15 protein-coding genes and 1 pseudogene are annotated in these 14,240 nt (G+C 57.3%); 11 read left to right on the top strand and 5 right to left on the bottom strand.

The window, feature by feature from the left end; translation table 11 throughout:
* Positions 1–2 precede the first annotated feature (2 nt).
* From BRA42_RS12080 to BRA42_RS12065, 4 genes are all read right to left on the bottom strand, one after another.
* Entirely contained in the window at positions 3–1,235 is a 1,233-nt protein-coding gene (locus tag BRA42_RS12080; protein WP_342770291.1) for an O-acetylhomoserine aminocarboxypropyltransferase/cysteine synthase family protein, read from the bottom strand.
* The gene (gene thiS / locus BRA42_RS12075; protein ID WP_292406185.1) at positions 1,232–1,444 is read right to left on the bottom strand and encodes a sulfur carrier protein ThiS; all 213 of its coding nucleotides are present in this window, start codon (positions 1,442–1,444) and stop codon (positions 1,232–1,234) included. The genes BRA42_RS12080 and thiS overlap by 4 nt, the downstream gene beginning before the upstream one ends.
* Before the next feature lie 257 nt (positions 1,445–1,701).
* Complete coding sequence (sat, locus tag BRA42_RS12070) at positions 1,702–2,859, bottom strand: sulfate adenylyltransferase (RefSeq protein WP_342770290.1); 1,158 nt, start codon at positions 2,857–2,859, stop codon at positions 1,702–1,704.
* A gap of 22 nt (positions 2,860–2,881) precedes the next feature.
* The gene (locus BRA42_RS12065; protein WP_342770289.1) at positions 2,882–3,607 is read right to left on the bottom strand and encodes a phosphoadenylyl-sulfate reductase; all 726 of its coding nucleotides are present in this window, start codon (positions 3,605–3,607) and stop codon (positions 2,882–2,884) included.
* A 1,333-nt stretch (positions 3,608–4,940) separates the two neighbouring features.
* On the opposite strand from BRA42_RS12065, the gene BRA42_RS12060 reads away from it, so the two are divergent.
* The 11 genes and pseudogenes from BRA42_RS12060 to BRA42_RS12015 all read left to right on the top strand — a co-directional run bounded on the left by BRA42_RS12060 (position 4,941) and on the right by BRA42_RS12015 (position 12,664).
* Positions 4,941–5,462, top strand: a complete 522-nt coding sequence (locus BRA42_RS12060; protein WP_342771148.1) for a 4Fe-4S dicluster domain-containing protein — start codon at positions 4,941–4,943, stop codon at positions 5,460–5,462.
* Between the two features lie 18 nt (positions 5,463–5,480).
* Entirely contained in the window at positions 5,481–5,750 is a 270-nt protein-coding gene (locus BRA42_RS12055; RefSeq protein ID WP_342771147.1) for a hypothetical protein, read from the top strand.
* Positions 5,751–6,668, top strand: a complete 918-nt coding sequence (locus tag BRA42_RS12050; protein WP_342771146.1) for a CoB--CoM heterodisulfide reductase iron-sulfur subunit B family protein — start codon at positions 5,751–5,753, stop codon at positions 6,666–6,668.
* Positions 6,665–6,946 (top strand): hypothetical protein, encoded by a 282-nt coding sequence (locus BRA42_RS12045; RefSeq protein WP_342771145.1) that lies wholly within the window; start codon positions 6,665–6,667, stop codon positions 6,944–6,946. The genes BRA42_RS12050 and BRA42_RS12045 overlap by 4 nt, the downstream gene beginning before the upstream one ends.
* Positions 6,939–8,519, top strand: a complete 1,581-nt coding sequence (locus tag BRA42_RS12040; protein WP_342771144.1) for an NADH-quinone oxidoreductase subunit C — start codon at positions 6,939–6,941, stop codon at positions 8,517–8,519. Before BRA42_RS12045 ends, BRA42_RS12040 begins: the two co-directional genes overlap by 8 nt.
* Positions 8,516–9,445 (top strand): complex I subunit 1 family protein, encoded by a 930-nt coding sequence (locus BRA42_RS12035; protein ID WP_342771143.1) that lies wholly within the window; start codon positions 8,516–8,518, stop codon positions 9,443–9,445. The genes BRA42_RS12040 and BRA42_RS12035 overlap by 4 nt, the downstream gene beginning before the upstream one ends.
* Positions 9,370–9,708, top strand: a pseudogene (locus BRA42_RS14570) (4Fe-4S dicluster domain-containing protein); the annotation flags it as partial. The gene BRA42_RS12035 and the pseudogene BRA42_RS14570, both read left to right, overlap by 76 nt.
* Before the next feature lie 105 nt (positions 9,709–9,813).
* Positions 9,814–10,125 carry a hypothetical protein gene (locus BRA42_RS12030; RefSeq protein ID WP_342770598.1) on the top strand — a complete coding sequence of 104 codons (312 nt, stop codon included), beginning with the start codon at positions 9,814–9,816 and terminating at the stop codon, positions 10,123–10,125.
* Entirely contained in the window at positions 10,122–10,541 is a 420-nt protein-coding gene (locus tag BRA42_RS12025) for an NADH-quinone oxidoreductase subunit B family protein (RefSeq protein ID WP_292405751.1), read from the top strand. Before BRA42_RS12030 ends, BRA42_RS12025 begins: the two co-directional genes overlap by 4 nt.
* Before the next feature lie 142 nt (positions 10,542–10,683).
* Positions 10,684–12,156 carry a complex I subunit 5 family protein gene (locus tag BRA42_RS12020; protein ID WP_342770597.1) on the top strand — a complete coding sequence of 491 codons (1,473 nt, stop codon included), beginning with the start codon at positions 10,684–10,686 and terminating at the stop codon, positions 12,154–12,156.
* Positions 12,157–12,235: 79 nt separating this feature from the next.
* Positions 12,236–12,664, top strand: a complete 429-nt coding sequence (locus BRA42_RS12015; protein WP_342686270.1) for a hydrogenase maturation protease — start codon at positions 12,236–12,238, stop codon at positions 12,662–12,664.
* Between the two features lie 220 nt (positions 12,665–12,884).
* Here the strand turns inward: BRA42_RS12015 and BRA42_RS12010 are convergent, their stop codons facing one another.
* Positions 12,885–13,304, bottom strand: coding sequence for a transposase (locus BRA42_RS12010; RefSeq protein ID WP_292405742.1), 420 nt, complete (start codon positions 13,302–13,304; stop codon positions 12,885–12,887).
* Positions 13,305–14,240 lie beyond the last annotated feature (936 nt).

Genomic DNA, 14,240 nt, shown 5'->3' with positions numbered 1-14,240 from the left:
ATTTAGATTCCGGCCAATGCCTGCCGGAGATCGGCAATGATGTCGTCCGGGTCCTCGATCCCGACCGAGAGCCGGATGATCGTATCGTCCACGCCCATGGCCTTCTGCTCCTCTGCGGTGAATTCCACGTAGATCGTCGTCGACGAATGCAGCGCAAGAGACTTGTTGTCGCCGAGGTTCGACGACCGCCGCACGAGCCGGAGCCGGTTCAGGAACCGGAAGCAGGAGGCCTTGTCGGGGAGCGAGAACGCGAGGACCCCCCCGTACCTCCCGTCAAACTGCCGGTTCGCCAGATCATGATACGGCGAGGAGGGGAGGCCCGGATAGTCGACCGATCTCACCGCATCCTCTCCGGCCAGGAACTCCGCTATAGCCCGGGCGTTTTCGCAGACGCGCTCCATGCGCAGGGCGAGCGTCTCGAGGCCGAGGCTCTGAAGATAGGCGTCGTAGGGGGACATGCAGCTCCCGGTATCGCGGTACACCTCCTTCCTCAGCCGGGCGATGAACGCCATCTCACGGAACCGGTGATACCCTTCGAGGGCCGGTACCGCCGACCAGTCGAAGGTACCGAGGTCGACGATAGCCCCGCCCATGCTCGTCGCTCCCCCGGAGATGTACTTCGTCGTCGAATGAAGGGCGATGTCTGCTCCGTGTCGCTTCGCGGAGAAGAGATACGGCGTCGTCGCGGTGCTGTCGGCGATCAGGACAAGTCTGTGAGCTCGTGCGATCCGGGAGACCTCCGCAAAATCGGGGACGACCGTGCGGGGATTGGAGATCGTCTCAAGGAAGATCGCCCGTGTCTGTCCATCGATAGCCGCTTCTATTGCATCCGGATCGTCGATCGGCACGAACCGGGTCTCGATACCGAGCGGGGAGAGGACGTTTCGGAAGAGAGAGAACGTCCCCCCGAAGAGCGATGAGGAGGAGACGATGTTATCCCCTGCCGCGAGCAGGGTGAGGAGCGTGGTCGAGATTGCCGCCATGCCCGAGGAGACCGCAACCGATCCGAGTCCGTCCTCGAGTAACGCCATCTTCTTCTCAAAGGCATCGACGGTGGGATTCGCGATCCGCGAGTACGCAAACGCGGCCTTCCTGCCGGAGAACGTCGCCCCCATCGCCTCGGCGGACTCGAAGTCATGTGCCACCCCTGCGTAGATGGGAAACTGGAGGGCGCGACGGGGTTCGGTCCCCGGGCCGGCACCATGAATCGCCCGTGTCGAGAAACCCGGACTCATGAAAGCGAGCCGCCTCCCACGAAATAGAGGAACTCAATGACGTCGCCTTCCCGGACGACGACCGTTGGAAATTCGGACCGATTGAGGATGGTCCCATTGTGCTCGACGGAGACCATATCGGGAGACTCTACGTTACACGCCGCGAGCAGATCGCGGACTGTCATCTCAGACGCTATCTCTTCTTCATTTCCATTAATGGTAATTTTCATGGATTTATTCCCTCGTGTGAATTGCAGGGATGGTCCATCCGGAAGATCCGGGGTGACCCGACTGAAACGATCCGGAAGGACCCCCGCCCGGCAGAGAGACGAGCAGGGCAGGCGGTGCCGTTCATAGGACCGTGCATGGTGTATCATTTCGGCGGAGATCATTTATAGAGACATTTCCCGGCAATAATCTCCTCAATCTCCGCCGAAGAAGCATTTAACTCGCGGGAGGGGGAGGGCGAAGCGAAACGTCCCCGGCCTCACTTTAAGCCCGCTTCAAGGTACGGCCTGTACTTGACGAGAAGGTCCGCGAGCTCGGGGCGCATCACCTCAATGGGGGGCTGCTCTCCGGCGACGATCATCTTCCGGATCTGGGTCATGCTGACACGGGAGTGATCCGACTCCGGGTGGCCGCAGGTCTTCTCCGTTACCATGCTCCGGCACTTGCGGCAGTAATACGACTCCCGGAAGAGCATCGCTTCAATACCGAGATCGAGGTTCCGGAAGAGCGCGTGGGCGCCGTAGGGATCGTAGTAGTTTCCGACGCCGGCGATGTCCCTGCCGACGATGAAGTGCGTGCATCCGTAATTTTTTCGGATGATCGCGAGGAAGACCGCCGCCCTGCTGGGCCCCGCGTAGCGCATCGAGATCGCGAGCGGCGCGAGGAAGACCCGGGACTTCGGATAGTAGTGATCGACGAGATACTGGTAACTCTCGATGACGGCCTCGGCGGGGAAGTCGTCCTTTTTGAGTTCGCCGACGACCGGGTGGATGAAGAGGCCGTCGACCTGTTCGAGGGCGCAGCGCTGGATGTACTCGTGAGCCACGTGCGGGGGGTTCCGGGTCTGGAACGCGACGACGGTCTCCCACCCGCGCCGGTCGAACTCCTCTCGTGTCTCTTCAGGGGTGAGTTCGTCGGCGCCGGAGACCCGGTTGATGAGATCGATTGGACCGGAAAAGATCGTATCCCCGGCATTCCGGAGTTTCTTTACATCGGGATGTGCATCCTCCGTCGTCCCGTAGACCCGGCGGGCGAACTCCGTCTTGTCGAAGGGGAACTTTTCCTCAACGTGGAGCACCGCGATCGGCTCTCCGTGATACAGGAGCACCGGACTGTCGCCGACATGGATATCGCCGAGTCCCGGGTTTTCGGCGATTCGCGGGGCAAGAATGATCGGGATGGTCCACGTAAGACCGTTCTTCAGCCGGGACCGGGCGAGGACGCCTGAGTAGTCCGCTTCGCCCATGAAACCGGTGAGGGGGGAGAACGCTCCGATCGCAATCTTCTCGGCGTCGAGCGCGCCCTGCGTATCAACAGCGATGGTCTTTCTGCCGTCGATCCCGGCGAGGATCTCTCGCCGGGCAGCGTCTGAAAGGACGCGGTTGACGAGCGTGCCGCCGTAAGGTAAGGCTGTCATGAAATATCGCACCTCGTCCGATCTACTTACTGAAGTTCAGGTGGAGGCCGCACTCTTTCTTGGCATCGTCTTCCCACCACCAGCGGCCCTTCCGCGGGTTTTCGCCTTTCCGGATGGGTCTCGTGCAGGCGGCGCAGCCGATGCTGACATACCCCTGGTCAAGGAGCGGGTTGTACGGAACATCGTTCTGTTTGATGTACGCGAGTATCTGATCGCCGGTCCAGTCGGCAAGGGGATTTACCTTGACAAGCCCGCCGTTGACGTGGTCGATCTCAACTTTGGCGATACCCGAACGGGTCGGCGCCTGCTCGCGGCGGAGCCCGGTGACCCACGCGTCGAGCGGCGCAAGAGCACGCCGGAGCGGTTCGACTTTCCTGACGTGGCAGCATTCCACACGGGCCTCGCTGCTGGAATAGAAGAGGTTAATTCCCTTCTCGTTGACCATGGCCTCGACTGCCGCTGTGTCCGGAAAGAAGATCTCGACCGGGATCGAATACTTCTCTCCGATCCTTTCCATGAGCGTGTAGGTCTCCTGATGAAGCCTTCCGGTATCGATCGTGAAGACCCGGATATCGGCACCGGATTTCGCGATGAGATCGATCAGAACGACGTCTTCGAGGCCGAAACTGGAGGCAAGAGCGATCTTTCCCTTGAACTTCTCTCCCGCCCAATGCAGGACTTCTTTTGGGGTTGCCCGTTCGAACTCTTCCGCGAACTTCTTCGCTTCTGTTTCAGGTAATCTGGCCATGTGTGATCCAGATAACGTTGACGGGCGCGTCCTAAATACATGAAGAAGATGGCAACCTTTGCCGCCAAATGAGGGGAACTCGCGGGAGGAATGGGGGACGGATACGTGAAGAGTGCCGCTTGCGACCCTTAAATCCAGGGCCAAACGGCACCGTTGGTTCCCATATGTCGGTAGTGGACCATTGCACCTAACATTTCACACACCGTCGCCTTACGCGAAGACTGTTCGGTGCAGAGCCGCGAAGCCGCGGAGATTATTGCATCGATCTCGAACGATCGGACTCTACATGATGCTCACCCCGCCTCCAATGAGGTGGGCGCTGGATGTTCCCCGGTTCACCCGTGCAGTGGACCGTGGTAGGTATCGCCGTTGGGGGTGGGGACAGGGGAGGGAGAACATCCCCCGCCCCGTAAGAGGGCATCCGTCCATCTTTCCGGAGGTATGTTCGCAGTGGCTATTCCCCCGGGGGTGGGGCCACAACACGGCACTCCTCCGATCCCCACTCGAAGACCTTCGGTCTTCTCAAGCTCCGGTTCTAGCAAACCATCGCACCCCGCCCGGCCTCCTCCCCCGCCCCGGGAGGAGCGGGGGCAGTGCGTGGCGATAGCCATGAGGAATTGATGTTAGTATAGTGGTTACTCGGAATCGGGTCACTATTGACTGCTTCCCCGATCTTTCGCGAAAGAGAGCAACCCCACACGCCAAGATCAGCAAAATAAGGTGCAATGATCCAGTAGTGTCCTACGAAACAACCGGTATCTGAGATCCCACCCGGGTGTTCCCGCTCGTATGCGAGTCCGGGACACGGCTTTCCCTGGGGTATCGCAATGACTGCCCTCCCTTTCAAAGGGGGAGGAGTGGAGCGGGAGGAAGGTCGTCAGGGCCCAGCGGCAAGTCGGAGCCCCCTGTGCGTCGAGCGAGCGAAATCACTGAGCGTCCGCGTCTGTCGCATCAACAGCAATGAACATTCCGCGAAGCGGTATGCGAGGAGCGGGCCAGATCAGGTGCTGACGCCGGAGCGGCGCGACGAGCCAGGGGCGTCTTCGTCCCAACAATCAACCGAAGAGAAACAGCGAGGTGATGTGAAGCGAGCCGGAGGAGAGTGAGCGCCGGGAAATGAAACGAGGACGAACAAGCATGACCGAGCGTCTGCCGCATAGTTGTTTAGGAAGGTCGCTGCTCGTCTCGCAAGGTTGCATCGAAACATATAACAGAGATGGTGTGTCAACGGTTGATGGGAAAATCTCAACGAATTAAAATTTTGGTTAACAACAGGAGATGCATCAGCACCGAGGATAGTGTCTTTTGCATATAGGGATAATCATTGAGTGACATGAAGATCTCCGGTTTGAATGCAGGCCCCTTCATAAACACACCGCCGGCAGTTATGGAGAGTGTTCATCCGACAACGCCGCATCTTCATCCTGCTTGCGCTGATACGAAGATAATCCTCCACCATCCAGACCGATGTACCGGATGCAGGCAGTGTATGACCGCATGTTCTTTTAAGAATTTCAATACCTACAACTACGATCTGTCTCTTTGCAGGGTGATCCGGGGCCCCGATAACGAATTCGTGAGGATACACTGCCATCACTGCGCTGATCCAATGTGCCTTGCGGCCTGTCCGGTGAGTGCCATATCCAAGGATCCGCAGACCGGGATTGTAACTATCGATAAGATGCGGTGTATCGGGTGCAGGTCGTGTACCTGGGCATGCCCGATATCTGTGCCCCAGATGCAGCGGGGCCTGAAGGCGATGACCAAGTGCGATCTCTGCGGAGGGGATCCGAGCTGCATCAAGGTCTGTTCCGCCAGGGCGATAGAGCTGGTATCCAGGGAGGAAAATCGCTGATTTCATGAGGTGAGAGGAATGAGCGACATATTTCCCTGGCGGCGCCCGGTTAAAGTCCCGATTCCCACAACTGTGAAGGCGCAGTTGATCAGGCATTTCTCGATAGGCCTTCTCTATCCCATCAATGAGGAGATCATGGAGTACCGACGCAAATCGGGACTTGCGCCGGTTCCGCCCACAGCCCACCGGTACCCGGAGGCTGTAGAGGACGTTCAAACCCTGATCAAAGCCATGAAGGTTGACAAGAAGATCGGACTCGACCTCGATACCATGGAGTACCAGTGTTAAATGGCTGACATCCCGAATTCGTCAAAAGATAATGCCACCGCTGTAAAATCCCGGTACTCGTTCTTCCTGGGCTGCGTGATGCCGGTCAAGATGCCGTGGGGCGAATCTGCCATCATGCACACCCTGCCGGAACTCGGGGTCGACCTTGAGTATCTCAAAAAGGGGACCTGCTGCCCGCGGGCCGGAGTCTGGAAATCCGTGGACGAACGGGTCTGGCTCACGCTGGCATCGTATAACCTGCTCCAGGCGGAAGGTGACGGGCGCGACGTGTTGGTCTCATGCAACGGCTGCTATGTCACCCTGTACGAGGCAAACCAGCTCCTCAAAGAGAACCCGGAGAAGTTAAAACAGGTAAACGAGTACCTGGCAGAGGCCCACAGTCACTACAATGCCTCCATCAGGGTCAGGCACCTCCTTGAGGTCCTGTATGAGGAGGTGGGTCTCGACCGCATCAGGAGAGAATCGCGGAAGGTCCCCATACGGGTGGCCATTCACCCGGGCTGCCACATGCGGATATTCGACGACGGGCGGCTTGTCAGGTATTTTTCCGAATTGACCGGAATTCTCGTTGATGAGGTCGTTCCCTATGAAGAGGAGCAGATGTGCTGCGGACTGCAGGCAAATCTTGCAGACCGTCATTTTGCGACCTATGAGCGCGCAAAAAAGAAGTTTGATGCAATCAAAGCCCTCAACGTGGATGCCCTCGTGATCGTCTGTTCCGGCTGCTACGACCAGTTTGAACGGGCGCTCCAGATCTTAAAAAAAGAGATCGGGTATGAGTTTGGCATCCCGATCATCCACCTGGCAGAACTCCTTGCCCTTTCCCGTGGGATCGATCCCGATGACTTTGGGATGCGGTACCTGAGGACAGCACCGGTTGACGCAATCATCGCAAAGTGGGAGAGTGACCGGAGATGAAGCCCGCTTTCGTAGTCTCGATGGTCGTTCTGGTGATCAGTGTCGTCGGGGCGATATTCCTGCCCGAGCAGGACGGTTCACCCATGCTGCTTTTCCTGTTTGCAGAGCTTGGCTCGCTGGTATCGTTCTATATTTTTTTCTCGGTGATCATCCCGACGCTTATCCCTGAGTACAGGGACGTCGATGAGAACTTCAATTGCGGGGCAAGCGAGCTCTACCTTACCCGGGACGAGATATACACACCCGAATCGCCGTTCGGGAGCGTGGACGATGAGTGAGAAGAAGCCCTCGCTTGAGGTCACCGAGATCCCGGCGGATAAGATCAGCGCCGAGGTCTCATCTCTCCTGAACCGGGGGGCACGGATGTTGTATGCCTCCGGGGTTGATATGGGAGTCCCCGGGATCAGGATAGACTATTATTTCACGTTCGATGCTGAGATCCCCGGCCGGAACCTGGCACTCAGGACGTTTGTAAACCGGAAAAAACCGGTCATCGAGTCTGTGACGCCGATCACAACCCAGGCGGACTGGGCGGAGAGGGAAATGATCGAGTTTCTGGGGGTAGAGGTAAAAAACCATCCTGATCCCCGGCATCTCTGGCTGCCCCTCAACTGGGAGGACATGCATACCAGTACCCGCCAGCAGCAGGACCCCCGGAGCGAGAGAATCGATACCGGCCCCACGGCTCACCCGCCTCACGATAACATCTTCACCAAGCAGCTGTCCGTGGTTCCGTACGGGCCGTACCATCCTGCCTTGATCGAGAGCAATTACCTGAAGATGTCCGTTGAAGACGAGATCGTCAGGGATGCCGATCTCAAACTCGGGTTTAACCACCGGAGTATCATCAAGCTTATGGAGCGGCGCGATTACTACAAGGATCTCTTCCTGGCAGAGCGGATCTGCGGGTTCTGCAATGTCCATCACTCCCTGACCTTCGCCCAGGCTGTAGAAGAGATCGGAGGTATCGCGATTTCCAAAAAGGCCCGCTATGTCCGGACACTGCTCGGGGAGATGGAACGGATGAAGAGCCATATCCTTGCTATCGGTCTGATGGGCGATCTGGCCGGATTCCGGACCATGCTGATGCACGCGATCCGGATCCGCGAAGATATTCTCGACAGCCTGGAGGTCATGTCGGGCCAGCGGATCAGCCACGGCATCATCACCCTTGGGGGCATCAGGAACGATGTAACGCCGGTCCATACCGACGTCATTCTCTCAAAATTACAAGACCTCAAAAAATCGGTACCTGAATACTTTGACCAGTGCCTGGCAAACGATGTCTTCACCGGCAGGCTTCGTACAATCGGTGTTCTCACCCCGGATGCGGCCCGGGAGTCCGGTGCAGTCGGCCCGATCGCCCGGGGAAGCGGGCTGAACCTGGATATCAGGAAAAACCTGCCCTATGCGGCCTATGAGGATGTGGACTGGGATGTGGTTACTGAGAACGGAGGTGACTGTTTTGCACGGATGCAGGTACGGATGCGGGAGGTCCTTATGTCCCTGCATATCTGTGAGCAGTGCTGCGATGTGATACGATCATCCCCCTCAGAACCCGTCCCCCTGGTACATGAGCTGCCCTGCGGCGAGGGATTCTCAAGGACCGAACCCCCGAGGGGGGAGCTTCTCTACCATGTTGCTTCAAACGGCACAAACACCCCGGATTTCGTCCGCCTCAGGGTTCCCACCTTCCCGAATGTCAGGATAATGCTCAACCTGATTAAGGGCAGCACTATTGGGGATGTACCGGTGATCATCGGAAGTATCGATCCCTGTTTCTCCTGTACAGACCGTGTTACGACCGTAAGCCCCCAAAAAACGGTGGCACCGGGGAGCGGAGGGTCATGACCGGGATATTCTGGGTAAACCCGCTCATCGCGTTTTGTACGGGTATCCTCCTCTCGTTCCTGCTGCGGAAACTCACCGCCCGGATCCAGTCGCGCAGGGGTCCGTTGATCAGCATTCCCCCGGCCTGGCGCGATATCAACCGGACAAAGGTCTTCCAGCCGCTCTATGATATCCTCAAACTTTTCTCGAAAGACACATTTATTCCGGAGAGATCAAGCCCGCTTTTTATTGTCGGACCGATCATGGCCCTCGTATGCGTTGCGCTCGCAACCCTTTTTGTACCCATAGCCGGGATCTCGTTTGATTATTCGTTTGGCCTGGTGGTCCTCGTGTACCTGCTGATGGGCGAGATCCTCTGTGTCATCGTCGGGGGAATCACGAGCGGGTCCCTGTTTGCCGTGATCGGGGGTGTCAGGGAGATCGAACTGATGCTCACCAATGAGATCCCCTTTATCCTTGGCACATTTGCCCTTGCCATCTCGTACGACTCTCTTTCCATCAGGGACATGATGGGGTTCAACCTCCTCCTCAACCCGTTTGCAGCAGTTGTCGTCTTTCTCTCGATCCTCGTGAAACTGCATATAAAACCGTTTGACATCTCCGATGCGGAATCCGAGATCGTGAGCGGCCTGACCACGGAATACAGCGGGAAACTGCTGGGGCTCCTCGAAGTCACCAAGTTGATGCTGACCTTTGTTCTGGTCGCACTGTTTGCCGATCTTTTCCTGTGGGTGCCTTCGTCCGGATTCATGGCCTGGGTGGTCTTTTTTGCCGGTGTGGGCGTCACTACCACCATGATCGCGGTTGTCCACTCCCTGTTCGGGCGGTTCAGGATCGATCAGGCAACCCGGTGGCTGCTCAAGGTGCCGCTGGCTCTCTCGGTGATTGCCGTAGTCTGGGCGGCGGCAGGGAGGTACGTACTGTGAAACTGTTCGCGAAGGTACGAGCCTTTGGCGGGCTTGCCGCAAACCTGTTTCGTAAGCCGGTAACAGTCCGCGAATCATTCGGCTTTATCGCATACCTGTCCCGGGGACTGCCGAGACGCGACGCACTCAGGTGCACGGGATGCGGTGCATGTAATGAGCGGTGCTCGAGCGGGGCGACGAGCGTCACGGATCATGAGGGCGTACGAACCGTGTCGATCGATAGTCTCAGGTGCCTCTTTTGTGCACGGTGTGCGGATATCTGTCCCGAACAGGCGCTCGATCTCTTTTTTGGAACCGCCAGTCGCGAAGACGGTTTGAAGGGAATTCCGTCGGCGGATGCTGTCAGTTCCGATCCGGGCAGACAGTGTTTGCATGATCACGAACTTGAGCTGTCTGCATCGGATCGGTATGCGAAAGCACTCAGTCTCTCCCATGAACGGGAGTCAGAGCAGATCACGGTCGATACCAGCCTGCCCCTCCAGCGATGCAGGGTCTGCGGCGCAGAGATGCCGGTCACCGAAAAATGCCTGCAGGTGATGGCGGACCGGATGCTTGCCCGTCTCAAACCTGAGACGGCCGTGATTGTCAGGAAGGATCTTGAGTTGTACCTGACCGCATGCATTTCCTGCCGGCAGAAGTTCAGTGTGAAATGGAATACCTACCCGAGGAAGTTTATATGAGTCTTTCAGGCACCTTTCTTAAAAAATCGCCGTGGGTGTACCATGCACACGCGGGAGGCTGCAACGGGTGCGACCTCGAAATAGTTGCCTGTTTTAGCCCGCGGTACGACCTTGAGCGTCTGGGTATAAAACTGGTTGCATCTCCCCGATTTGCAGATATCCTGCTGGTTACCGGCCCGGTGCCTCTTCACACAAAGCCGTTTCTTGAACGGATCTATGCCCAGACGCCGGCACCCAAACGGGTCGTTGCCATGGGGGCCTGCGGCTGTTCGGGCGGGGTATTTGTCGATGACGAGAACTACTCCATTGCCGGCCCTGTCGAGAAGATCCTGCCGGTTGACGTGAGGATCCCGGGATGCCCGCCAAAACCCGAGGCTATCGTTGACGGACTCCTCAAAGCGATGAGGATGTTCTGACCATGACTGGAAGTTACCCTCCGGCGGACAGGCGGAGATACCGTGTTTGCCGGTTTAAAGGGCTATGCAGGCGGATGCGGGTGCTTTCATGACGATCATCCGTCACCTCCCCGGAGTTTCCCGTCTTTAAGGAAGGATAGCGATGCCGGATTATTATGCCCTGGTTCCGGTTCTGCTTCCCGTTGCCGGAGGTCTTCTCGTCTACCTGGCGCGCGGTTGCTCCGAGAAATTCCAGCGGAGTCTGATCGTATGCTTCATGGCGCTTCTCTTTGCGATGAACCTCGCGTATCTCATCGCATTGCAGGGCCGGATGATCAGCCCCGCAGCAGTCGGTGCGATAGTTCTTGATGCCCCCGGGGCATTCATCTCCTGCCTTGTGGCCTTCCTCGGACTGCTGGTGCTTGTTTATTCACTCATCTATCGCGAAAACAATCGCTTTGATGCAACGTTCTTCATTCTCTACTTTGTCCTTGCCGGCACGATGTGCGGCATGGCCTGCACCTACAATGTCCTGGTCATGCTGGTGTTCCTTGAAGCAGCGACGGTCGCGAGTGCGGTGCTTATCCTCTTTGGGAGGACAAAAAGGGCGATACGGGCCACCTATGTCTATCTTGCCATCAGTATCGTCGAGGTGATCCTGGTCATCTACGGTTCATTTATCCTGTACGGCAGCACCGGGACGCTGGACCTCAGGCTCATGGATATTTCCCGGCTCTCCGACGGAGATACGTTTCTGCTTGCCCTTCTCTTTCTTTTCGGGTTTGGAACAAAAGCAGGAGTTCTGCCGCTGGGCATCATCTGGCTTCCGTCCGCCCACTCCGACGCGCCGGCCCCGATCAGCGCCACCATGTCGGGGATCCTGATCAAGGCCAGCGTCATCGCGATGGTCAAGGCGATGTACCCGTTCTTCCTGATATCCGGGGCCTCCACGCTCGTGCTGGTCGTGGCCGGCCTCGGGGTGCTCAACATGTTCGTCGGCGTGATCATGGCCCTGCTGTCCGCGGATCTCAAGCGGCTGCTCGCGTACCACAGCATCAGCCAGATGGGCTACATCGTCATGGGCTTCGGCCTCGCGGTCCCCCTGGGGATCTACGGCGGGCTGTTCCACATCATGAACCACATGCTGTTCAAGGGCTGCCTGTTCCTCATCGCGGGCGCGCTGATACTGCGGGTGAACACGCGGCAGATCCACAAGATGGGCGGCCTGCTCACGAAGATGCCCGTCACGGCGATATGCTTCCTGGTGGCGTCGCTCGCCATGTCGGGCCTGCCGTTCCTGAACGGTTTCCTGAGCAAGGAGGCCATCTACGAGGGCTCGATACAGGCGGGCTTCCCTGTCCTGTTCACCATAGCGGGGCAGGGCTTCACCTTTTTCTCCATCTGCGGGTGGGCCACGAGCATCCTGACCTTTATTTGCCTCATACACGCGTTCATCGTGATCTTTCTCGGGAAGCCGAAGGGCGAGCTCGGGGGCGTGCAGGATCCGCCGGTGTGCATGATGCTCCCGATCGTGGTCATGGCCTTGCTCTGCGTCATCATCGGGCTGTTCCCGGGCCTGGTGTCAGGTACCCTCCAGTATATTGCACAAATCGTATTCCTGATGAAAGGAGGATGAAACAATCACGGACAATCTCCTCCCGGCAGATCTCAAAACGGTACTTTCCGCCAGGCTTGGCGGTGATCCCGGCCGGATCGTGTTTGTCGGGGTAGGCAACCGGATGTGGGGCGATGACGGCATCGGTTCTGTTCTTCTCGATTCTATCAAAGATCATGTGCGCCATGCCATCGATGCGGGTATTACGCCGGAAGAGTACACCGGGATTATCAAGCGTTTCGATCCATCTGTTATCGTCTTTCTCGATGCCGTGGATTGGGGAGCGGACCCGGGCCGGATAACGATCGTAGAGAGAGAAGAGGTATCTTGGGTCAGGATGGGGATTCATAAGATCTCGCTTGAGATCCTTATGGAATACCTCCAGGAAGAGACTGGTGCGGATGTCTTTATCATCGGGATCCAGCCTGCGGTTGTCGCGCAGTCATCAGGTCTTTCTCCCGAATCAAGCCAGGCTGTCCGGCATTGTGCCGGAGTTATTCTCTCTCTCCTGGACCGGGAGAATTTGTGACCGCAGTCGTAGATTCTGTCAGGTTACCGGGGAGGGCTCTGGTAAGTTGTTGTGGGATGGCAACGTATCTTCGAAGAAGAATTATTGGCTTTGTAGAAATCGTATTCGCGGTCTCCCGGTGAGTTCAGCGAAGTTATTATGAGAATGGGAACTCCTTGTTTATCCGACCAAAGACAAAACCAAGGAGCTCCTCTAATTGTTGTCATCTCAGTATATCTGATTAACCGAGGCCGCTCTGTCTGCCGTCAAGGCGTCCCACATTTCGCTCTATTCCTGCAACTACTCGAAGAAGACCTACCCCAACCTCCAGAAAGGATCGCCCAGTGGCGCTCTGGATACCTCGGTGGCCATCAGAGATCACCAGGTCCACCCGCTCCAGACCCCGGTCTTTGAGCTCACTAAAGAGATTTTCCCAGGTGCGTTCGTTCTCACAATCGGCGATCCTCGCTCCGAGGATCTCCCGCATCCCGTCGGTTCGGATCCCGGCGCTCCTCGTGATCGCCGGGGTATAGTACCGAACACTGTCTCTCACCGTGAAAGAGGACGCATCCACAAAGAGATAGGGAATATGCGGTGCAATGGGCCGGGAGAAGAACTCTTGGACCCGGGTATCCAGTTCTTTCGTCAGCGTGGGATACATACGCGGGGGAGATCTGCTCGATGCCCGGATGCGAGAGCACCGGCTGGACTTTCCGCCTCCTGCTCCATCGCCTCGTTGAGAAACCAGGTGAGCAGGGTCTTCATGCCCTCATCGTTGCTGGTAAGAGAGTTATCGATAGGGTACCTTAGATACATTACCCTGTATCCTCCGTTCGCCAATAACTGTTGGATACAGGGGGTATTCTGATTTTACATCACCTGTGTACGTTACCGAAAAGACGAAGCCATCGTGTTGATGCGTTCCACGAATACGACCGATCAGAGGGATGATCCTTGACGGATGTTGAGGGAACCAAAACGGAAAACTGTGGTAGTGGACTATTTCACCTTATTTTGCTGATCCTGGTGTGTGGGGTTGCTCTCTTTCGCGAAAGATTGGGGGAGCAGTCAATAGTGGTCCGATTCCGAGTAACCACTATACTAACATCATTCCTGGGTTCCGGGGCCATACCCGGGCACAGATTCCTCATGGCTATCGCCACGCACTGTCCCCGCCCCCAAAGGCGATACCTACCACGGTCCACTGTCCCGGGGTAAACCGGGGAAAAACCAGATCCAGCGCCCACCTCATCGGAGGTGGGGATGAGCATCACGTAGAGTCCGATCATTCGGGATCGATGCAATAATCTCCGCGGCTCTGCACCGAACAGTGCTCGCGTGAGGCGACGGTGTGTGAAATGTTAGATGCAACGGTCAGTAGTGCCCTACGAAACAACTGATAACCTGAGATCCCACCCGGGTGTTCCCGCTCGCATGCTAGTCCGGGATACGGCTTTCCATTGGGTGTCGCCACCTGGGGGAAGGTCCGGGAGGGGGACACCCCCTCCCGGTAGTGGAGGAAGTCATCCTAAAAGTTTCCAGCGGCTGACGATTCCCATAGTTCAGAGTATTCTGTCGCCTCCCCGCGAAAAATTGA

This window comes from Methanoculleus sp. UBA374, from assembly GCA_002508705.1.
Taxonomy (GTDB): Archaea; Halobacteriota; Methanomicrobia; order Methanomicrobiales; family Methanoculleaceae; genus Methanoculleus; species Methanoculleus palmolei.
The sequence above is the reverse complement of the archived record's forward strand: the minus strand, read 5'-3'. Positions and strand labels throughout refer to the sequence as shown.